The sequence below is a fragment of the Microcystis protocystis FBCC-A270 genome (assembly GCF_050500235.1).
Classification (GTDB): Bacteria; Cyanobacteriota; Cyanobacteriia; order Cyanobacteriales; family Microcystaceae; genus Microcystis; species Microcystis ichthyoblabe_A.
Map to the genome: position 1 here is coordinate 2,884,575 of NZ_CP191407.1, position 22,350 is coordinate 2,906,924.

General features: G+C 39.9%; 16 protein-coding genes and 3 pseudogenes. 6 read left to right on the forward strand and 13 right to left on the reverse strand.

Features of this window, described 5'->3' with window-relative positions; genetic code table 11:
- Positions 1–33: 33 nt before the first annotated feature.
- Entirely contained in the window at positions 34–1,095 is a 1,062-nt protein-coding gene (locus ACQY1X_RS13970) for a CIA30 family protein (protein ID WP_287235050.1), read from the reverse strand.
- Between the two features lie 596 nt (positions 1,096–1,691).
- Between ACQY1X_RS13970 and ACQY1X_RS13975 the strand changes: the two genes are divergently transcribed.
- Positions 1,692–4,019 carry a tetratricopeptide repeat protein gene (locus tag ACQY1X_RS13975; RefSeq protein WP_430014793.1) on the forward strand — a complete coding sequence of 776 codons (2,328 nt, stop codon included), beginning with the start codon at positions 1,692–1,694 and terminating at the stop codon, positions 4,017–4,019.
- A gap of 338 nt (positions 4,020–4,357) precedes the next feature.
- Positions 4,358–5,002: pseudogene (locus ACQY1X_RS13980) on the forward strand (DUF3352 domain-containing protein); the annotation flags it as partial.
- Between the two features lie 148 nt (positions 5,003–5,150).
- Here ACQY1X_RS13980 and ACQY1X_RS13985 read toward each other — a convergent pair.
- The gene (locus ACQY1X_RS13985; RefSeq protein ID WP_430014794.1) at positions 5,151–8,696 is read right to left on the reverse strand and encodes a GAF domain-containing protein; all 3,546 of its coding nucleotides are present in this window, start codon (positions 8,694–8,696) and stop codon (positions 5,151–5,153) included.
- A gap of 759 nt (positions 8,697–9,455) precedes the next feature.
- On the opposite strand from ACQY1X_RS13985, the pseudogene ACQY1X_RS13990 reads away from it, so the two are divergent.
- The 3 genes and pseudogenes from ACQY1X_RS13990 to lepB form a co-directional block, all read left to right on the forward strand.
- A pseudogene (locus tag ACQY1X_RS13990) lies at positions 9,456–9,602 on the forward strand (DUF3352 domain-containing protein); the annotation flags it as partial.
- A 54-nt stretch (positions 9,603–9,656) separates the two neighbouring features.
- A pseudogene (locus ACQY1X_RS13995) lies at positions 9,657–10,734 on the forward strand (IS630 family transposase).
- Positions 10,735–11,033: 299 nt separating this feature from the next.
- On the forward strand, positions 11,034–11,636 hold the full coding sequence (lepB, locus tag ACQY1X_RS14000) for a signal peptidase I (RefSeq protein WP_419547119.1): 603 nt from the start codon (positions 11,034–11,036) through the stop codon (positions 11,634–11,636).
- Between the two features lie 53 nt (positions 11,637–11,689).
- Here lepB and ACQY1X_RS14005 read toward each other — a convergent pair whose 3' ends face one another.
- The 3 genes from ACQY1X_RS14005 to ACQY1X_RS14015 form a co-directional block, all read right to left on the reverse strand.
- A complete protein-coding gene (locus ACQY1X_RS14005; RefSeq protein WP_043998328.1) occupies positions 11,690–12,661 on the reverse strand; it encodes a ribose-phosphate pyrophosphokinase in 972 nt (323 codons plus the stop codon).
- 204 nt (positions 12,662–12,865) lie between these two features.
- The gene (gene typA, locus ACQY1X_RS14010; protein WP_130758283.1) at positions 12,866–14,659 is read right to left on the reverse strand and encodes a translational GTPase TypA; all 1,794 of its coding nucleotides are present in this window, start codon (positions 14,657–14,659) and stop codon (positions 12,866–12,868) included.
- 152 nt (positions 14,660–14,811) lie between these two features.
- Positions 14,812–15,516 (reverse strand): DUF1997 domain-containing protein, encoded by a 705-nt coding sequence (locus ACQY1X_RS14015; RefSeq protein ID WP_430012967.1) that lies wholly within the window; start codon positions 15,514–15,516, stop codon positions 14,812–14,814.
- A 124-nt stretch (positions 15,517–15,640) separates the two neighbouring features.
- On the opposite strand from ACQY1X_RS14015, the gene ACQY1X_RS14020 reads away from it, so the two are divergent.
- A complete protein-coding gene (locus tag ACQY1X_RS14020; protein WP_069474613.1) occupies positions 15,641–16,300 on the forward strand; it encodes an SDR family oxidoreductase in 660 nt (219 codons plus the stop codon).
- A gap of 138 nt (positions 16,301–16,438) precedes the next feature.
- Here the strand turns inward: ACQY1X_RS14020 and ACQY1X_RS14025 are convergent, their stop codons facing one another.
- The 8 genes from ACQY1X_RS14025 to ACQY1X_RS14060 all read right to left on the reverse strand — a co-directional run bounded on the left by ACQY1X_RS14025 (position 16,439) and on the right by ACQY1X_RS14060 (position 22,213).
- The gene (locus ACQY1X_RS14025; RefSeq protein WP_002775499.1) at positions 16,439–17,002 is read right to left on the reverse strand and encodes a Uma2 family endonuclease; all 564 of its coding nucleotides are present in this window, start codon (positions 17,000–17,002) and stop codon (positions 16,439–16,441) included.
- 176 nt (positions 17,003–17,178) lie between these two features.
- Positions 17,179–17,781: a hypothetical protein gene (locus tag ACQY1X_RS14030; RefSeq protein ID WP_430012968.1), complete on the reverse strand. Its 603-nt coding sequence runs from the start codon at positions 17,779–17,781 to the stop codon at positions 17,179–17,181.
- A gap of 30 nt (positions 17,782–17,811) precedes the next feature.
- On the reverse strand, positions 17,812–18,354 hold the full coding sequence (locus ACQY1X_RS14035) for a hypothetical protein (RefSeq protein WP_002792222.1): 543 nt from the start codon (positions 18,352–18,354) through the stop codon (positions 17,812–17,814).
- A 16-nt stretch (positions 18,355–18,370) separates the two neighbouring features.
- On the reverse strand, positions 18,371–18,835 hold the full coding sequence (locus ACQY1X_RS14040) for a hypothetical protein (protein ID WP_002792223.1): 465 nt from the start codon (positions 18,833–18,835) through the stop codon (positions 18,371–18,373).
- Positions 18,836–18,855: 20 nt separating this feature from the next.
- The gene (locus ACQY1X_RS14045; RefSeq protein ID WP_430012969.1) at positions 18,856–20,205 is read right to left on the reverse strand and encodes a Mov34/MPN/PAD-1 family protein; all 1,350 of its coding nucleotides are present in this window, start codon (positions 20,203–20,205) and stop codon (positions 18,856–18,858) included.
- A gap of 87 nt (positions 20,206–20,292) precedes the next feature.
- The gene (locus ACQY1X_RS14050; protein WP_430012970.1) at positions 20,293–20,799 is read right to left on the reverse strand and encodes a ubiquitin-conjugating enzyme E2; all 507 of its coding nucleotides are present in this window, start codon (positions 20,797–20,799) and stop codon (positions 20,293–20,295) included.
- Positions 20,800–20,801: 2 nt separating this feature from the next.
- The gene (locus ACQY1X_RS14055) at positions 20,802–21,053 is read right to left on the reverse strand and encodes an EsaB/YukD family protein (RefSeq protein WP_430012971.1); all 252 of its coding nucleotides are present in this window, start codon (positions 21,051–21,053) and stop codon (positions 20,802–20,804) included.
- Between the two features lie 8 nt (positions 21,054–21,061).
- Positions 21,062–22,213, reverse strand: a complete 1,152-nt coding sequence (locus ACQY1X_RS14060) for a HesA/MoeB/ThiF family protein (RefSeq protein WP_159249893.1) — start codon at positions 22,211–22,213, stop codon at positions 21,062–21,064.
- Positions 22,214–22,350: the final 137 nt, after the last annotated feature.

The following is a 22,350-nucleotide window of genomic DNA, read 5'->3' on the forward strand; positions in this document are numbered from 1 at the left end:
TGTAGTTTAACTTGAGATGCAAGCTTATTTAAATTAATTAAGTTTAGCGAAAATCTGGCTAGAATCGATCGCTTCGTAGGGATAACCACTGGCATCTAAAAGGCTTTTTTCGGCGATTTCTCCTTCCTTAACGATAATTAAGCGGTTTTTACCCCCGTAGGCCTTAATTGTGACAATTTCTAAAGCAAATAATCCTGGGGAGAAACGGGGATTTAAGGCCCCATCGTACTCGAATTTGCTCTGCATTAACTGCAAAGCATAGACGCTACTGCTATCAAAGGGTGCTGCCTCCCGCAGGGTTTTGGCCCGCAGCACTGGGATTAAATCGCCAAAAGGAATAGAAATCGTTTGCCAAGTGCGATCAAGTGTATCAAAAGAATAACAGTAACCGATGCCGTCCCAACGTCCTTCACAACGCAGAATTAATTTATAGCGTTTTCCGTCCCCTTGTACCTGTAATTCTATTCCCTCGTAGTTAGATAAATTTAGGGGAGGATTCAGGTTTCTGGTACGAACTGAGGCAAAACCGCCGTTATTTTCAGTTCTAACGATACCAGAAAAGAGAGCGCGTCCTCTGGTTAGGGTTATCTGACTCTCGCTCACTCCTCCCATTACCACATCATCCACCGCACCCCAGATTTCTTTTATATCACTGCTGGGATTGCTAAAGTCAAAGAGGGTTTTTTCGGCGGTTATACCGGCATTTTTCAGTAAATCAAGTAAATTAGCTAAACTATGGCGGTTATTCTCCCCTTGACAGTAGATAATCTCATCAATCCCCATGAACAATTGCGGGGTTTCCAGAGTGAATAAATCGACATTTTCAGCAAATAATTGACGTGCAGACTCGATATTATCGACTAAAGCGCGAATTTGATAGTTTTGCTGCTGTAGTTGAGCGATTACCTTTCTACCGATCGCGTTTTCACCACCAATGACTAAAATAGTCTTCATGCCTTGCTCATTTGTTAGCTGAATTTTTTTATCTTCCCCGAAACCGAGCAGTTTTTGCAGACAACTCCAGAGGGGAATACTATCAAAATAGTCCAGAGTTTGCCAAAATCTCTGAAAATCCCAGTTTTTTGACTCAGCCATAAATTTTATCTCCTTACTGCCATTAATTTTTATTTTATCGAGTTAGTTTGGCTGTTTGAGATCAAAAGCTCTCCTGTAAAAATCAAAAATCTTCCGTTAGGTGAGGAAACTCCGAGACAGGAGGAGAAAAAAGACAAGAGACAACTATCCTACCCATAAAACCGAAGATGATGTCAAATTTATCTGTGCTTTTAGATATTTTGACCCGATAGCGGCTCGAGAACTTACTTTTGCGGGAGGTCTATTAATTTTGACTCTCTTATTCTTCGTCTGATCAGTTTAACTTAATATAGGAGCGATCGATCTTTGTGTCCTTTGTGGTTCGTTCTATTCGCTCGTACCCAGCAAACCCAAGAGGACCTATTTTTGCTTTGTTCGATTCCATACTATCTAAGTTTCTAAGCTGATTCAAACTACTAATTTGCCATAACCAGTCTAGAGAGCCAACGGAAGGATGCTGCAAAAGTTGTGGAGTTAATTAACAATCATTCCCGAAAATGTCTTGACTATCGAACCCCCTTTGAGGTATTTTATCAAATATGATCGAATAGTGATGCAATTCAGATTTGAGTTTACTACAAATTTTTTTAATCATCATGCCACAACAATCCTTAATCCCTAAAACCCCGACAGAGCAAGCCATCCCCACTCCTGCGGCACAAAATAGTTTAAATGTCAAGCTTTTAAAAAAAATATTTCTATTTTCTCCCCTGTTATTTTGGGGATTATTTGGTTTAGCAGTTAGCTCGGTGAGAGCAGTGGAAAACCTACAATGTCCTGTCATTTCTAAGGAAGAAGTTGATACTAATGCTCTCAAAAGAGAAATTGCTAATTATTCGGCCACTCTGCGAGTCTATCCTAGCGATCCGGGTACGATTAGACTTTATCTTCAACGGGGAATAGCGCGAGAAAAAATCAACGATCAAAACGGTGCGATCGATGATTTCAGTCAATACATTTGGTATAGTAATTATAATGCTCCTGGATTCAAAGATCGACAGTTACTAGCTCAAGCCTATTATCAAAGAGGTAAGTTAAAGTTAGCCATGGCTAAGGAGCAGCGTCAGCTAAAATTATTAGAAGCTGCCCGCTCAGATTTTCAGCAAGCCTTTAAATATAATCCCAATAAAAGTGAAGTTTACTTTAACCTAGCAATTATTGCCTCTTTGCTCAATCATCAATCCTTAGCTTTAGATTATTACCAGCGTTTCATCGGTTATGAAACTGAGAATTATCGCGGCTATTATCATCGAGGACAGCTATACTCTTACTGGGGAAATTATGCAGAGGCTATCAAAGATTATGATCTGGCCATTTCATACAAACCCGATCTAATTGAAGGCTATTATAATCGGGCTATAGCTTTAGAAAAGATAGGGGGAAAACGAGAGGCTTTTAAGGATTATAAAATCGTTTTAAAATGCTCACCTAACTTATTTTTAGCCAAGAATGCTCCTAGCAGTTATCAAAACCGCGCCAGAGTACAAATTGAAATGGCTGACGAGGAAGTCGAATTAGCCAATTTATCGAATAATTCCCCCGAAGGATATCAAACAGCGATCGAGTATTATAATGGAGCCATCAAAGACTTAGCACTTGTCATCCGTATTAATCCCAACTACGATAAAATTCCCCATGCTAGAGCATTTCTTAAACGGGGTTATGCTCACCTAAGACTCAACAATAATCAAGGGGCAATTCAAGATTATAACCAAGCAATTTATCTGCAACCCCAAGACGCAAAAGCCTATGTATATCGTGGGTTAATGCGAGCCAATAAATATCAAGAATACGCAGGAGCTTTAGAGGATTTTACTGCGGCAGTGGCACGAAATCGTCATGATGCAGCCGCTCACTATCATCGGGGGTTAGTGCTGTATAAATTGGGGCGTTATCAGGAGGCTGTAGATAATTATAATATTGCCTTAGCCCAAGATGATCGGATTAATACACCTAGTTTTACTTCTCGCTCTGTCTGTAGCGAAAATATCCAAGAATCTGCCGACAAAAATTATTTTTATAACTCCAGAGAAACCGATTTTCGTCCTAATTATAACATCTCTTGTCATGCTCAAGCCCGGGGAGATGCTTATTTTGCTCTGAAAAATTTTGCCGCGGCCGAAAGAGATTATACTACTTATATAGTTGCCCATCCTAACGATCCAGAAGGTTATCATAAACGGGCCAATGCGCGTTTTGAAAAAGGGGATAAACAGGGAGCGATCGAGGATTATAATGTATTTCTACAAAAAGTCCGCGATGCGAGAATTTTCTATAGTCGTGGTAATAGTAGCGCTGACGTGGGAGATGATCAAGGAGCGATTACAGATTATCTGCAATCTTTGAGCATTAGTCCTATCGATGTGACAGTGTATAGTAATCGGGGAAATGCACGCACGGATACCGCTACTATTCCCGATAATGTACAAGTAACACCGAGAATATCGGAGAATCCGATCGCCTATAATAATCGTGGTATTATTCGACGACAAACTGGTGATAAAGAGGGTGCTTTAGAGGATTTAGATAGGGCAATCAGCTTGAATTCCAATAACCCAATCCCCTATAATAACCGGGGAGTTATTCGCTTTGATTTGGGAAATAATACTGGTGCTTTGGAGGATTTAAATATGGCTATTGCTCTCCAGTCTAACTATGCTGAAGCTTACTATAATCGAGGTTTAGTTAAGGAAAAAATGGGCGATAGGAAGGAAGCAATCGCTGATTATCAATTAGCAATTACTTATCAGCCAAATTATGGCGAAGCTTATTATAATTTGGCGCTTGCCACCTACGATGATAAAAATCCTAGTAGTCGAGTAGGGAGCCTTAACTATTTGCAAAAAGCCGCTAATGCTTTGATAAAAACTGGTAATTTAGAACTGTATGAACGTGCGGTAGAATGGATGTTAAAAATGCAGTAATTTCTCTAAAAAATAGGCCCAGTTTTGACAAAGGCTTCAAGATTTGGCTATTTCAAGCCTTCAAAGAGCGGGGGAGTCTCTTATTGCCGATGAATTAGCCGCTAGGTAGTGATCCGATAGTAGCGGTAAGCTATCTTGCTTATCTAGCCTGAGTTGTGTAGAATATTGACTAATAAAAATAATTACCTGACAAAGGATTTCTCGACTGGTGAGAGGGAGTCTATCTTTCTCTAAAAAAATGGATAATCACCTTGGGGAACCCTTTGGTATTTTATCCATGACTACAATGCACAGCAAAGCAAAGGATTAAGCCACCATCACTACTACCGAATCACCACCCCCTACAGGAATTAATAACACAGGTCTTAAACCGCTTCTAGTCGCCTTTAGGTTTAAATTTGCCTGAAGACGTTTTTAGCTAGGTTAGAGGCGAATATAGCCTCGCTCTCGTGCCTAGTTTAAAGGGGATGGAACCCGATAGTGTTTTTGTAGGGGAACGGGTGATGGGGGTAGAGGTGGACAGTGCGATCGCTAATTTGGCTGAGTTGGCCCGCAGTCGCGGCTATAATGTGGTTACAAGGATGACAGCTTGGACAAAGTTAACCACGGCGGTCCCGGGAGGAAAAGCGCAACTAGAGACAATCGTGACGGGAGTGCATACTAGGGTCGATAATTATGAAATTATCGCTAGTTCTGTGGAAGCGATGGGTTTAGCTTTATCTGCACAGAAAAACCCCATCTTAAGTAGTGGTAAGTTTCGACAGGCAATTACTGCTTTACCCGCAGAAAATGATGGTTATTTTTACGTCGATTGGCGACAATTGCAACCGGTAATCGAGGCAAAATTCCCGATCGTGCGGGTGTTAGAATTGTCGATTAAGCCTTTATTTAATAATCTGCGTTCTCTTACTATTAGCAGCCAAGGTAGTGAAAATTCTGTGCGTCGGGGAACGATTTTCTTTAATCTGGGAGTGAAATCGTAAGTTGAGGAGGGGTTAGGTGATCATCACGTCTGCAAATCATCGCTTAATCGGATTATCCGCTATAACCCACATCCCTTGATCATGTTTTATTTTGTGTATTCTCGCTCTTAACCTCTTGAGTTTTTTCACTGTTATTAGTTTCATCAGGTTATTTTAACCAAGAATTAGCGATAGACTGAATAATTTTTCGTTTTTCTTCTAAGGCAATCTCTGGTTCCAGTTGTTCCGTCGCTGATAGTAAAATATTTAACTTACCAGTGTTGTAAAGCTCTTTATGATAATGATCCAAACGCTCATTAGCAGCTTTACCTTGATTAAAAGTTAACACTGTCACGGCTTCTAGAACTATACCACTAAAAATAGCCGCACTTCCACTACTTAGAAAGCCCGGATTATTTTTCGACAAATCGTAGATACCAAAACCAATCAAAGAAAATCCAGCAATTGAAGCTAGTATTGATCCTAAAAACCATGCTCCCGCTTGCCATCTTACACGTTTGTGATCCTCATCTATCTCTTTCGATAGGTCTTTTTCACTTTTATATTTTAATTCTTCAAATTTCATAGGGTCAGCATAGGCTAAAGCGATCTGATTAGCATACAGTGTATATGTGTAAGTCTCTTTCTCGCTTTGATCTCGATCAAGAGATTTAGAGAATAGTATCCACATAACTCCTATTTTATTACTAGAACCAGCGGAAAATGGTAGGCATAGTCCATGGGATATAGATAACTTGTTGAAAAGTTTTTGTTGCTCGGTTAGGATTTTATCTGAATCTAACCATTCTCCAGATTGCTTATTGTACACATCCAAAGATGTTATTTTAGTATCTTCGATGAAACTGCGTAAATCTTCATCTGGAGTAGGTACAACCTCATCTATATCTATGGAAAAAGATGCTTGGCCAATCATATTTTTCTTATATGGAATTACAATAACCGATTCAGCTTTTAAAGCTTCACGAGTCTCAGAAACTGCTTTATATAGCATATTTTTAGGAGACTCTCGGACTATTTTATCGAGAGATGTGTGAAGACTTTCGAGAATTTTGTTGTGATTACTTAAAAGATTCACAAAGTTTTTCTTTTGAAAAGCAATGGCCACCTGTCGAGCAAAATGTTCAATAACCTCCTGATGTAATTCCTTGAAAGCATAAGGTTGAGAATGTTCGAGACAAATCACACCAATTATCCTTTCGTCCTTGTCTTTTATGGGTACGGCTAAAAGCGAATGAGAGGTATCTTTTAAGGCGTATTTTTTCAAAATATCACGATCATTCTGTTTTTTACCTTGAACTTCACGATCATCATAGGTAAAAATATTAGATTTCCTGTATTCAATTTCTTTCGAGATGCCTTCTGATTTATTTGAGTCAAAATATCCCGTGAAAGAATACATAGGCCAATTGGCTTTGAGTTGCCACTCTCCTTTAGTATTACGGATTACCACATAGCTAAATAATTCAGATAGTATTGATACATAATTATTCCATTGTTGTTCAGTTTCCTGTTGTTTCTCAAGATTAGAACAACTTGGATAGCCTAAAAATCTAAGATCATCTTTTACCAGTGAGTAGGAATATTCAGCTACATCTTTTAACAATTTATCTGTATTATCTGTTGTAGCTATGTTTTGAATAGCTTCAGCAAAATCTTCGAGAGCCTTAGATCTGAAGGTATTTTCCAATAAAATGTTCTGGTCGTTGATAATGCTGGCCGCTTGACTAGCGAATAGCTCCACGGCAAATTTTTCAACTTTAGAAAATGGTTCTTCCGAATATTTATTCAAGTATAATACTCCCACAAGGCATTCTTTTTGTTTTTCATCAGCGATTTTCAGGGGAACAACTAGCTTATATTTGACATCCGGATGTTCTGGAGCGGGAGTAACACTTATCTTATCTGGTTGCTCTGAAGATACTAGAACTAACTTATCATTCTCTCTAGAAAATTCTAGAGTTTTGTTTAGCTTTATCGCTTGAAAAGTAGTACCAGTATTTTCTCCTTCTAAGCGAGGGGGTGATTCTTTTCCAGGTGGATAAGTATAATGTTCTCCCGTAGCTCGATATTGATTATTACCTAAATGTTGAAGCAGATGAATACTAGCCGAACCTGCACTTGTAACTTGTAACGCATAATCACAAATTTGGCGAAGTAATGCTGTTTTGTCTGGATTGACCACCAATTTAGCCATTTCTGAACTAATCTCGTTCGAGAATTCTAAAGTTTGTGTGCGCTCAATAACTGTAGCGGCACTGAGAGCAATACTTTCGATCAAGTCTCGATCGTAAACAGTAAAATAATCTGGTTTTTTCTTATAGCAACAAATCACCCCAATTATACGATTAGGTTTATTTTTGTTATTGATTGGTATCACTGGAACCGCTAATAAAGAAAGTTTATCACCGGGGTGTTTGAGGGTTGGAACAAAATTTTTATCTTCAAAAGCGTGAGGAACAATTCTACTTTTACCATCCTCTAACACAGCACCGACAATCCCGACACCTTTTTTAAATGGATGTGTACTTTTTTCTGTTTTTTTTGGAAAAATACCTTTAGCAGAAGCATATTCTTTAAGAAATATTTCCTTTTTGTCAGAGTCATAAGCTACCGAAAAATAATTGCAGTTATTGCAATCGAGCTTATCTTTCAATTTTTGCAGTATTTGTGTAATCAGAACTTCGCTTTTTAAGTCATCTCCCATTTCATTAATAATTTCTTCAAAGACTTCTTGATTTCTTTTTTTGAAAAATTCTACGATCGCTTGGGCAAAAATTCTACCAAAATCTTTAAGAAATTCTCTAAGTCTGTAGTCTGACGGTTCATAAGGTTTTCCCTGTATTTGATCGAGAGTAATAATAGCTATTGTCCTATTTTGATACTTGGCCGCTAATCCAATCCAAGAAATAATATCCTCTGTTGCAGCCTCTTTCGTCCAACCCAATTCACCTAGTTCTTCTTTGGTTTTGCTTTGAATCTTATCTATGATTAATACTGTGTTTCTATCAACATTTTTGATTAGCCTGTCTTTTTCGATACTTTTCTGAAGGTTTCGATCGGCACGATAACTGGCTCCACTTTGTTGATCGTAACCCGGTTGAGGATCATACCTAAATAAATATCGATTACCTTCTTCAGTTCGGTTATCAACTAATGAGATACTAGCCCTATCATACCCGACTGGATCCCTTTTTAAATATTCAAAAGCCCTATTGACCAAAGAATCTAAGTTATCAGTTCTCCATATATCCTGCTTAAATTTTTCCAGAGATTTTTTATATTTTATTTCCGATACAACTGCCTGTAGATATGCTTTAAAATTCGTATAATTTATTGGACAAATGAAAGGATATATGTTCCTCATCATCGCTTTTTCCATATTATCTTTTATCTGGTCTTCTTCAATTCCAAAAATGACAAAAAATCCCAAAATCTGGTTCTGTTTCTCTATCTTTTCGCTAAAGTAAATCCAGTCATTACAATGTTCGCTATCAACCCATAAAATCAAAAGATCGATATCACTCAGATTAGTAGAAGATAGTTTTTCCTTAGCCTGATCTTTTTCGTATATTTCGAGTTCGATTGATTTATCATTGTTTAATAATTTTTTTATCGTTCCCAACATTTCTTGACGATATTTGCTAAAGTTATCATCATCGTTAGAGAGATTAAGAAATAATATTTTAGTATCCATATAAATCTATCCTCAATTTGTATAGAGAGACAAAAAAACGAAAACACTCACTCCCCCTTTGCCCTTCTTCTAGTCAGTACCTCACCTCGCTACCAAGAAGATGATGAAAGTATCTGAGATTTTTTGCGCCACCAATTTTGAGTCAATCCAGATATATAATCCAACAATTAACTCAAGCAAGTCATCCACAAGGAGTTTTAAAACTATCCGCGTTTAGACCTACAACCATTCTAGGCTCGGCTACTAAGTATAAATACTAAACTGAAACAATTTGTTACATAGGATTTGCTGAAAAATTTTGTTGATGGGGTTAGGAGTCGGTCGTCAGCAGGGCAACTCAGAATAACAGAATAACCTCTTACACTGTGAAGCAGAACTCTTCGCAATTGTTTCTGTCACTTTTTGGGCAAAAAAAGCCCAAAACCATTTTCTAGCAGAACTTACATCGATATTCAGCCAACTCTTGGTAAGAGATTTCCGACAAGCCGCCGAACTGTTCCGCCAGCAAGGAAACGCTGCGGCCTATGAAAAGGTTATGGAAGTCCTGCGGCAATTAGGCGCGGTCTAGTCCTTTTTCTTGGGTTGAGCGAATCAATAGGTTAAAGAAAACCTCTCAATTTTAGGGGGAAAACGAAACCCAACAGCCAACACCTCAATCCGTCTGAATGAGCGATCGCTTCTCATGGCTTTTTGTGGGGTTTCCTTGGGTCAATCCAACCGACGGTAATTGCTATGATTACTATAGGATTTGAAAAGGGTGCGCGTTCGGCCTTAATTGGGGTCTTAGGACAGGATGACCAAGCACCAATTTTATCTAGTCCCGTGGGAGCATTATCTTTTATCGGCGAAAATAGCCTTTTAGTCGCCGCTAGTCGCGATTTAAATCGTTTTTGGACTCATACCAAATTTCAAAAACTATGGCATACTTATAGAAAAGATGATTAAGTGGATAAATTGGCGATGCTGGTCGTACCCAAAATTGATATTGTTGAGTCAGTAGAAGATTTAAAAGAATTAATGAAACAACAAAAAAGTAGTTTAGCCTACGCTAAAGTACAGTCCTTATATTTTTTGAAGATGGGGGAGGTAGAGACGGTTCGCCATTTAGCGGTATTAATGGGACGAGGGGAAAGAACAATCCATCGCTGGTTAAGTAAGTTTCTACAAAAAAAGGAGGAATCGAGCGATTATTATCTGAAGGAAACCCACCAGGAAGACCGAAAAAGATTTTGGTAGAAGAAGTCGCTCTTTTACAAAACGAATTAAAAGACCCAGTGGGTTTTACCAGCTATAAAGAGATTTATTTTTGGCTCTCGGTCATTCGAGAAATTTCCGTCAGCTATACAACAGTTTATCGTCTCGTTAGACAGGAATTAGGAAGCTCAATTAAAAGTACCTAGACCAGGAAATCCGAGACAATTGCCTGGCGAAGTAGATGAGTTGAAAGCGAACTTATCTAAACGACTAAAAGCTTTACTAGACAGGGAAAGCGAGAAAGTAAAGCGTTACGAGAAAGTAAGTTTTTGGTGCGAGGATGACAGTAGATTTGGTTGTCACACTATTGCTCGGAATAAAATAACTCTTTTCGGAGTTAAGCCGATTGGTAATTTTCAATATAACTTCCAATGCTTTTGGCTGTACGGGGCTGTAGAGCCTCGACAGGGCAGAAGCTTCTTCTATGAATTCTCCCCTCTAGATGGGGATTATTTCGGAGAACATCTATTACAACTATCGCAAGCTTTTCCCAATGAATTACATATTTTACAAGTAGATAACGCTCCTGCACATATGGCGGGACACTTAGAAATTCCCGACAATATTATCTTGTTTTATCAACCTTCTTGTTGTCCTGAAGTTAACCCCGCAACAGAGAGTTTGGCTGTACCTGAAAAATTTTCTGGCATGGGAAACTTTTGAATCTCTTGATGCTTTAAGAGATAAACTCGATGCTCTTTTAAATCGTTTATCCAATGACACTATCGGGTATTTAACGGGATGGTCTTGGATTTTAGAAGCTCTATGTCTGTCAGGAATTTAGAAATTTGGTCTAAGTAGTGATGTAGAAGCGACTTTTAAGGGAGATACCAGTCTAATCCTCGAATTCTCAAGCTTTTACTTTAATAGTGGCGAAAAACTCTTCTTTTTGATAGACTAATCTTACCGTTTTCTACCCCCGAGGAAATTCCCCTTCCGGCAGCAGAATGCGACCTTGACAAATTAACAGTGATCCGGTATATGTGGGAAAATTGTCTTAAAATATTATCTACGCTGCTACTATCACTAAACTAGAAAATTAAAGAGCGCATTGGCTTAATCCTTCTCAAAAGTTAAAATTCTATGGCTGAAAGCTTGAACCATAAATCCGAAAAACCTTCCCCCCCTCCCGTACCCCAAGAAAATCCTTGGCTAGAAGCAGTTAAAACCATTGTCACGGCTGGAATTTTGGCCTTTGGCATCCGCACTTTTGTGGCTGAGGCCCGTTATATTCCCTCTTCTTCCATGGAACCCACTCTCCAGATTAACGATCGCCTAATTATCGAGAAAGTTAGCTATCATTTTCAGAAGCCAGAACGGGGTGATATAGTGGTTTTTAGTCCGACAGCCGCTCTCAAAGCTCAAAATTTTCAGGATGCTTTTATTAAACGGGTGATTGGACTGCCGGGGGATAAGGTGCAAGTCAAAAACGGTTTAGTTTACGTCAACGGTAAAGTTTTAGCGGAAAAGTATATCGCCGAAGAACCTAATTATACTTACGGACCGGTGACAGTTCCCCCCGATCAATATCTGGTTTTGGGCGATAATCGCAATAATAGTTATGATTCCCACGCTTGGGGCTTCGTTCCCCGGGAAAACTTAATCGGTCGCGCCGTGGTGCGTTTTTGGCCCTTCAATCGTCTGGGAGGACTTGACAACCCCGACGCTGCCATAAATCAGAATTAATGTCAACAAAATAAATATAAAAATTCCCCCTAGTTTTAGGGGGATTCGAGCATCTATTTGAACATATTACTCACGGAATTGTCCTCATGGATGCGCCATATTGCCTCACCCAGAATCGGGGCAACCGGCAAGACTTTCAGTTGCGGGAAAAAATGGTCTTGTGGGACGGGAATCGTGTTAGTAACGATCACCTCCTCGACTATGCCACTGGATAAACGCTCGATCGCAGGACCGGAAAAAACCGGATGGGTGGCACAAGCATAAACCTGCCGCGCCCCTTTGGCTTTCAGTAACTGCGCCCCTTGAGCGATCGTACCAGCCGTATCGATCATATCATCGACTAAAACCGCCGTTTTATCCTTAACATCGCCGATCAAGTTCATCACTTCCGCCACATTATGGGTTTGCCGGCGTTTATCAATAATTGCTAGGGGCGCATCACTGAGTTTTTTGGCAAAAGCCCGCGCCCTGGCCACCCCACCCACATCGGGAGAAACCACCACGATATCGGGTAATTTTTTACTGAGAAGATAGTCCACCACCACTGGGGAACCGTAAACGTGATCGAAGGGAATATCGAAATAACCTTGAATTTGGGACGAATGCAAATCCATGGCCAACACGCGACTTGCCCCCGCTTCCGTGATCAGATTAGCCACCAGTTTAGCGGCGATCGATTCCCGGCCGGCGGTTTTGCGATCGGCGCGAGCATAACCATAATAGGGAATTACGGCGGTAATTTGTCGGGCAGAAGCACGACGACAGGCATCAATCATGATCAACAATTCCATCAAATGATCGTTGACGGGATTGCAACAGGGTTGAATTAAATAGACATCACAGCCGCGGATCGATTCCTGAATCTGGATGTACAATTCACCATCGGCGAAACGTTTACGAATCATCGGCCCCACATCCATACCCAGATAACGGGCCACCTCTTGGGCGAGAGATACATTAGCGGATCCCGAAAAGAGACGCAGACGATTGCTGTCCGACGCGGCGGGAAACATCGGATGTCGCATCAAAGTAGCAGAATAGCTCACAGCAGATTCTTTACCCTCAAACTCAAGGCACTTTTTTCTATCATCTCAGTTTTGTTGAAAATCTGAGTGGATTTCTTTGTTAGATCTCAATCATAACCAATTACCGATCATTTTCGAGCCGTTGCAGCCCCTTTTAGCAGCAACGGCCATGGCAAAATTGCCGCCGGATTTTGTCAAAACCGATTAACGTTTGGCTAACTTTTTCACCGGTAATTTACGCAGACGGATCGATTTCGGGGTAATTTCCACCAACTCATCTGGTCCAATGTATTCGAGGGCGCGTTCGAGACTCATATCCACGGGGGATTGTAACTGAACCAATTCATCCCCGGTGGCGGAACGATGGTTAGTTAACTGTTTAGTTTTACAGATATTGATCTCCACGTCTTGAGGCCGGTTACTTTCGCCGATAATCATGTTTTTATACACTTTTGTCCCCGGAGTAATAAAGAATACCCCCCGGTCTTCGGCGTTTTTGAGGGAGTAGAAAGTGGCCACTCCTTCCTCAAAGGCAGTAATCACACCATTGTAACGGGTGGCTAATTCCCCGGAGAAAGGACGATATTCGAGAAAACTATGGTTCATAATCCCCTCACCGCGACTCAGACGGATAAATTCCCCCCGGAAACCGATTAAACCCCGGGCCGGAATCACGAATTCCAATTGAGTACGGCCATTGCTGCCCGTCTGCATATCCTGCATTTCCCCTTTCCGTTGGCCGAGACGTTCGATACTGGAACCCACCGCTTCTTCGGGTACATCTAAAACGAGGTATTCGTAGGGTTCGCAGGGTTGACCGTTAATTTCGCGATAGATAACCTGCGGCTGCGATACTTGGAATTCGTAGCCTTCCCGACGCATGGTTTCGATGAGAATGCCTAAATGTAGTTCTCCCCGGCCCGAAACCAGGAATTTCTCGGCAGAATCACTTTCTTCCACCCGTAGGGCGACGTTAGTTTCTAATTCTCGCATGAGACGATCGCGAATTTGCCGCGAGGTGACAAAAGTGCCTTCCTGACCGGCAAAGGGAGAATCGTTCACCGAGAAGGTCATTTGTAGGGTCGGTTCATCGACTTTAATTAGGGGTAAAGCTTGCGGGTCATCGGCTAAAGTTACGGTTTCCCCGATGTTAGCGTCGGCAAAACCAGCCACAGCGACGATATTACCGGCGCTGGACTCGTTTAATTCCACCCGTTTGAGGCCTTCAAAACCAAGAAGTTTTGTTATTTTACCCTTGACAATTGCGCCCGTATCCTTTACTAAAGCGGCCTGTTGACCAGCTTTAATTACGCCGTTATGGATGCGGCCGATAACGATGCGTCCTAAGTATTCCGAATAATCGAGGGTGGTTACTTGCAACTGTAGAGGTTTGTTAATGTCCCCGGCTGGTGGTGGAACGTGGTGTAAAATCGCCTCAAACAGGGGCTGCATATCTTTGTCTTCGTCTTCGAGGCTTTCTTTGGCGAATCCTTGCATCCCGGAAGCGAACAGAGTAGTAAAATCACATTGGTCGTCATCAGCACCCAGTTCCACAAACAGATCGAAAACTTTGTCCACGGCTAGGTTAGGATCCACGTTAGGGCGATCGATTTTATTAACCACGACAATCGGTCTTAATCCCTTTTCTAGGGCTTTTTTCAGCACAAAACGGGTTTGGGGCATCGGCCCCTCGTTAGCATCGACAATCAGGATACAACCGTCCACCATACCTAAAACCCGTTCCACTTCGCCACCAAAGTCGGCGTGACCGGGAGTATCGACGATGTTAATCAGGGTGTCTTGGTAACGAACGGCGGTGTTTTTGGCCAGAATGGTGATACCGCGCTCTCTTTCCAGGTCATTGGAATCCATGACGCAGGTGGGTACATCTTCCCCTTCTCGAAAGATTCCCGACTGTTTGAGGAGTGCATCGACGAGGGTGGTTTTCCCGTGGTCAACGTGAGCAATGATAGCAACGTTACGGATAGGCAGAGACATAAAATATTGAAGTAGTCTTAGGTTTATTTTTACGAGTAAACATTTCTTAATAATTCTAGCTTAGACTGACCAGCACCGTTAGCAAATCTTTATTTTTCCTTGGTTTCCCATCAGCAAGCTCTACTGATTACTGTTGACAGACTCCCCAAACCCTAGGCAAGCAACCCACCCTCGTAGGAGTCGAGACGATAGAAAAGACAACTGGAGGCAGGGGGTAGGGGTAAATTGAAGCTAGAGTGAAAATCCTCTTGAACTTTGTGGGTTAAGCGGGGGGAAACTTGGCGAACAATTTGTGTCAACAGTTTATCACCGGTTTTTTGGAGAATGGAACGGGGAATTTTATGAATAAACTTGGGAAACTTAACCATAACATCCATACGCAGTTCCCAGGTGACTTGGGTGATAACCGCCGGAATATCCCGTCCCTGTTGCCGAAAAATTGCCTCAATTTCCTGACTAGGAGAAGATAGCGGCATTTCCTCTAGTTTCATAATTGCCTGATAATCCACTAGATAGCCCAAAAACGGTTGATCGGGAATGGGGACACTGCGAGTATGATAGACTCCATTGACGGGCAGATCGAGAACCACAGCGATTTTCGGCTCCAGTTCATAGCCAAAAGCTCCATATTTACCGATGGTGATGATATAACCATTGTCACCGAAGGGCAGAGTTTTCATCGGTTCGGCACAACGACAAAACCAACCTTCGTGAGCGCCCAGATAATCGGCAACCGTGTCCTGATTGCTATACATATCCATAGAGCCGGCAAAACGGGTTTGAAAACCGAGAAATTGATTGTCTTCTTTGACTTCTACAGATTCGCGAGCTAGGGAGTTAATGGGGGGACACTGCATGACTTATAAACCTGGCAAATGATAGTGTTAGAAAAATTTGGGGATTAACCGCCAAAGGATCGGGGAAATTTGTAGAATTGAGATTAGTGTAACGTATTGTTAAAAACTATTTGGTTAAGAAGCGATGAAAGCATTTGTAGCAGGAGCCACAGGGGAAACGGGACGGCGAATCGTTGCCCAATTAGTCGAACGTCAGATTCCCGTGCGTGCTTTGGTGAGAAACCGCGAGAAAGCGGCGGAAATTTTGCCAGCAGGGGTGGAAATCGTCGTCGGAGATGTCCAACAGGCCGATAAGTTAGAGGCACTAATCGCTGATTGTAGCGTTTTGTTATGCGCCACGGGAGCCAGACCGAGCTTTAATCCCACGGAACCTTTGTTAGTGGACTACTTGGGAACTAAAAATCTCATCGATGCGGCCAAAAAGAAAGGAATCGAACATTTTGTTCTCGTTACTTCCCTCTGTGTGTCGAACTTTTTCCATCCCCTCAATCTCTTTTGGTTAATTTTATTCTGGAAAAAACAAGCGGAGGACTATTTAATCAATAGTGGACTAACCTACACGATTGTGCGCCCCGGAGGCCTTAAAAACGATGATAATCTTAATGCCATTAAAATGTCATCCGCCGATACCCTTTCTGAGGGCAGTATTCCCCGCACGAAAGTGGCCTCGGTTTGCGTAGAATCCCTATTTTATCCCGCCGCTAACAATAAAATTATCGAAATTGTTGCTCCCTCAGATGCTCCCAATCTCGATTGGACTCAATTGTTTCAAAGTGTCGGCTAAACAGTTATCAGTCATCAGTGATCAGTAATCAGTGATCAGTAATCAGTAAACAGCAAACAGTAATCAGTGAACTGATAACCCAAATGTGAAAACTAAAAACTCATATCTGATAACTGATAACTGGTAACTGATAATCCGTTAACCTCTTAACCAGTCAAATAATTGACCGAGGGTGATTTGAAAATTCGTCGCAAAAGCGGGGACGGGTAAAAGAGCATTTTCTGATTCAAAAATAGCGATAGTTCGATCACTAAAATAAACAAAGATAATTTCTTCTTCAGGGTCGATTAACCAACCCATTTGAGTGCCGTGATCCAGACAATAAAGAATATTTTTAACAACTTTAGTCTGATTTTGATCTGGAGAGAGAATTTCAATTAGCCAGTCAGGAGCGATCGCAAAAGTATTTAATACTTTTCCCTCGCTATCGCGAGGAATATTTTCCCAGAGAAAAACTGAAACATCAGGAACTAGAGAACGACTGCCAAAAGTACAACGCAATTCAGGATAGGCACGGGCAATTCGTTGGGGTTTTAGACTAGCGTTAATAGCTGGAACTAAATCACCTTGAATAGTGCTATGTTTACCCTGGGGCATCGGTTTAGGAATAATTTGACCGTCAATAAATTCCTTGCGGGGTTTAGTTTCTGGTAATTGCAGAAATTCCCTTATTGTCAGGGAATTATTAACAGTGACAACCATAAAATTTTTTTATTGATCGCTATGATCGTTAATTTTATCGCAATTTCTCCAAACAGAGAAGATCAAAAACGGGGCGTTGTCAAATTGAAAGATGATCCGAATCAGATGGGAACTCAAATTACTTTGATAGCAAGGATTGCATTGAATCTTTCATATTCTGATCTGACAACGCCACTTTACAAATCTTGCCAAGAAATATTAGGAATAAACTGACCGATTATCTCCGGATCATCAGTCCATTCAATTTCTGTAATTTCTCTTCTGGGAGTTACCGCAGTAAGTTTAGATTCAATTGATAAAAGCAGGTCTGCGTTTAGCCATGACTCACTGTAATGGGAAAAATCGCTAACATTAACTAAGCCAAATTTTAACAGAGTACATTTTGAGATTAGTGCAGATGAATTGATCAAAAAAGTAGTGGAAGTTTCTAATAATCGGGAAAAACTCAATAAACTTAATAAATATCGATGTAAGGGGTTGCTAAGATCAAATTGATCTTCGGTAAATTCAGTGTTGTTTACACTAATTTCTTGATTTAGAAAGTAAATGAACCCGTTTTGAGGTGTTTTAAAAGCAAGAATATTGTCTAATTCTTCAATGGGTTGTAAAGATTGAAAAATTTGATTAGCTGATTCGGTTGCTTGATAATAATTACCCGCTTGAAGATGTTTAAGTTGATCATAGAAATATTGAGGTAAAATAATATCTTTACCGAAATCTAGGATTAACGCTGGATTGTGAATACATAAATCAGGTTCAATTCCGTAAATTTCCTTCATTTTTGGGTTCCTTTTTTAAGTCAAATTAAATTAATTATTATCAGGTAAAGTATATAATCGAGTGTGTTCACTACTTCCACATTGATTACACCTATTTCCACTTTCTTGCCAACTATCTTGACGATGAGCTAGAGTACAGTTACTACAGAAATAAACCTGTTGCCTAGGTCGAAATTCTTCTTGAGTTAAGAGATCTTTTGTCCCAATGACTGATTTTAATAATTCTTGAATGGTGTAATTATAGTCAGTATCTAAAAAGGCAGTATTGTTATTCGTAGAATGATCATTAGATGAATCTTCTAAAAAATCGTTTGATTCCCATACTTCAACTAATTCAAACTCAGGTAAAGTAAATTCTTGTGGGTTAGAATTAGATAATTCGGGAGGAATATCCCGCCATACTATTGAAGATTGATCAGGTGTGGGAGTAGGTCGATTAGATGATGATGTGGAAATATCTCGCCATCTAATTGAGGAGGGGTGGGAAGGTAGTCTCGAACCGTTGGCTTTATTAAAACAATAAATAATAATTCCAGCAATAAAAATACATCCAACAGCAACTAACCAAAACATAGAGATAACCTATTAATTATCCACGATCTTCCCATTTAATTTGTCTTAAATCAATGGGACTAGGCACAGTATAAGCTTTAGTGCTGTTTCCATGACCACAAGAACTGCATTGACAATTATTATATTGCCAACTATCTTCATGGTAAGCTAATCGGTGGACTGAACATAGATAAACTTTTTCTCCAGGCCGAAAGGGTTCTTGACTAATCATATCTCTAATTTCTCCCTGACTTATATCAATCAGAATATTATTAAGATCATCAGGTATAGGAACAACATTTTTGTTAGCCAAAGAAGATGAAGTTGATGGTGACGACTGAGAATTGCTACTGTTCCTACTAGAGCTATTATTGCTAATAGCACCTATTACGATTAATATAGCAAGGATTATCCACCCAATCGGAAACCATGCAATTAAAGCTAGAAGATATATGATACCAAGCCAACCAGAACATCCAGAATTACTGTTATTGTTACTCATAATAACCCCTTCCTGATTCTTTATAATCCCTCCCTGATTCTTTGTAGATGAGAAGTGTTTTTAGTTAGATATTCAATACGATTTGGTATGTAAATAACGCTATCTACACTTTCTCCACTTTTTCCTAAATCTTCTTGATTGGGATTTGAATTGTAGCTATACATAAAGAAAATAAAGCCTTTATCAGCATTCTCGCCGACTGATATAGGAATACTTCTATCTTGGATATTCTTTCCTTGAAAGTAAATATCAAAATGAGGATCAAAAATAGATCGAGCATCGACGTTATCCATTTTCCGAGATAAATCAATTTCTTGATATTTTAAATTAACCGATTGAATTGACTGTTTTTGTGAGGGTTTAGCGACAAGCAGTTTAACTCTTCCACCACTACCAAGCTTATCCCCACTTTTAAGAACAGAAGACTTAAGATATTCTGGGTGGCTATCGCTTAACTCCCTTAGGTTTTGAAAATCTTTTGATGACATTTCTTCTATGTAAAATTCAAACGGAGAGTTATGTTGTTGACTGTTAAAGATATTCCCTAAACCTAGTAAATTAGCAAGTAGGAGTAGGACAATAACAACAATTCCCAAGAACATCAGAAATTGAATTATATCTATTTTTTTTCTAGGTATTCTTCGATTTTTTGATGATCTATCTTGCCAAGTTATGGCTAAATTTTCAGAGGATATATTAACATTATCATTTCTTTTTCTTTCGGGATAGTCACTTCTCCGATAATAATTATCTGAGTCAGGTCTATCTAATGCTCTTGCTTCACGTTCTTTTCGTAAATTAGCACCAACATTTCCATAAATTTTAGGTTTAATTTGTTGAGCCGTTCTTCCCAGAAAAAATTTCATGTCTTCACGACAGGGATCATAAACAATAGATAAGCACCAAGGATGATAAAAAAATGCCTGTTGCGTGTTCATATCTGTCCCAGACATAAAAGCACTCAGATTAGGATGAGAGTGATACCAACCCACAATATTATCGTCTGGATGTTGTGCCTTAGCATAGTCCATAATTCCTGTCCAAGAATTAGGGGTAAAATCTAAATGTGCGCCTGTGCCAACAGTAGCAGGGGCAGCTACGGCTGCGGTAATATCAACATAGATTCCTAACTCAGTATCTTCATAGGCATTTCCGAAAAGAATTCCCCCTTGTTCAACTCTTAGGTTAGATTTTAAATGAGCTTTTAGATTGCTTAGAGCATCGGCATTAATATATACTCTATGTACGCTTCCTTCAGGTTGACGATTAATACCTTTTTGTCCCATAAAATCACTGAGATTTTTAGGAATTGGTTTATAAACATCATCGCTTTCTTGCCAGACGATATTTATTTCTTCTCGGTTAGACATGATAATTTACCTATGGAATAGTGAGCAAAAAAGTTTTTACGGACATTGAGGGCAATCATCTAAGAAAATTGCCCATTCTTTTACTATCTAAACATCAGTCCAACTGATATCAGTCCAACCAATATTAACTTTGAAGGTTTGGGTATCAACGGGGAACCTTGACATATTATTACTAGCCCAAGTTTTTGCTGTACTATTAGCAGGACTGTCTAAATTTAGGACATCTTTAGAGTATTGAATAATTTTGCCAATTCTCAAAATTAACTCGGTTACGGTTTCTCCCGGTGTCCAATAATTTCCTAGACAGACATTTTGGTTAGAAAAAACATTAGGATGAAAAATGGGCGTTAAAAACTGTGCATCGGGTTTTTCTCTAGGATAATTAGTTCCTAGTATGATTTTTACCTGATGAGTATTGCGATAAACAGGATTATTACCATTAACTTGTTCTATCCCCTTACATCGGTATTCGATGATATATTCATAGGGGGGATTTCCTGTTTGAGAAATCAGTTTTAAACTACCGCCAGAATTCGCAATTAATTCTGAGACTTGTCGTAAATCATTGGTTAGCCTTGTTTCTCTAACACCCATAATTAACCCGCCTCTAAGATAGGATAAACTTCTAAAAGATCGCCATTTTGAACCCCTGCTGAAGCTAAACTGGTTGCTCCTTCTAATTGTTGACCTGTACTCTGTAAACGCACTGCATAATCAACATTAGCAGGTAAATTCCATTTGGATTGAGTAGTAGAAACAATTTGATCTACTGTCAAAGTGGCAGGTAAAGTTACAGCAGCTTTACGGGTTCCATCTGCCATACGAACGGTAACAGATAAATCGCTCATAGTTCCTCCTATGTTGGGCAAAATTGAATTGATATTCGACCTTGGGATGTCTCGCAATGTAGAATCTCGTTATGAGGAAGACATAATTGTTCAAGGTTAATAGGGTTTTGGGTAGTTGCTAAAGAGAATTTATCTAATATCTGAATCTGTCTTTCTTGTTGACAGTTAGGACAGACAATATCTCTTTCAGCAAACTGAGAACGAGGAATGTTGATCGGTTCTTGATCACCACAATTTAAGCATTGCATCCTATCAATGACTTCATTTCGTAGCCAAAGCACCGAATCAGAAAATCCAGACACATCTAACTGTTTAAGAATTTCCTCAACCGTTAAACTTGGTGAATAAGTTAACTTAATACTCGGTTCAAGGGTTAAATCATGGGCTAAACAATACTCTTGACGAGGAATTTTGACCTTAAAGGCATTCCAAGGATTTAAGTTCAGAAAAAGCTTTTCTCCTGCTTCTAATACCCCCTCTTTTTGGTGTAAATAAAGTAAAGCCTGTTGAACTTCCATTGCCGCAATAATGGAAGTAATTGTCGCAGTTGTGGGTATTGATTTCTCTGGGAGATCCCGTTTTAAACCTTGACAAGAATATCGCTGGTTTCGGCGTTTCCACATCCGATCTGTAATGGTACATTCATAACAAGCAGCATCGGTGTTAGGATCGAAGAAACTGATTTCTCCATTAACCACACCAATTCCCCCATTAATCCACGGAATCCCCGCACGATAGGCCATGTTATTAATTGCCCAACGAGCATTAATACTGTCTAAACAACCAATAATAATGTCATGTTCCCGCACATTCCCGACACCAAGATCAAACTCTAAATCTCCCTGAATTGCTCTCACTGATATGTCGGGATTAATCTCTAGTATCATGCGACGGGCAACTTCGACTTTAGGCTGATTTACGTCTGACTCTCTAAATAAAACAGAACGAGTCAAATTAGTAATTGATACAGTATCAAAATCAATGACAGTGATGTGACCAACGCCAATTAAAGCCAGATTTTTCAGTACCTCATTCCCTAAAGCACCCGCCCCAACAACTAATACGTTTGCACGGGTAAGTTTATCTTGATTCCACCAATCGATTAGGCCATGTCGGGAATATCGTTCATCTGGCGGTAGAGATACATCAGTCCATTCCATATACTCTAAGAACACTGAGAAATATAGGCTGTTTACTGATTTTATTCAGTGCCTATACCGATATACTACTCCATGATTTCAGAAAAACATCAGGGTAAATGCTAACAAATATCAGATTTTTTACTAAGATGCTATCA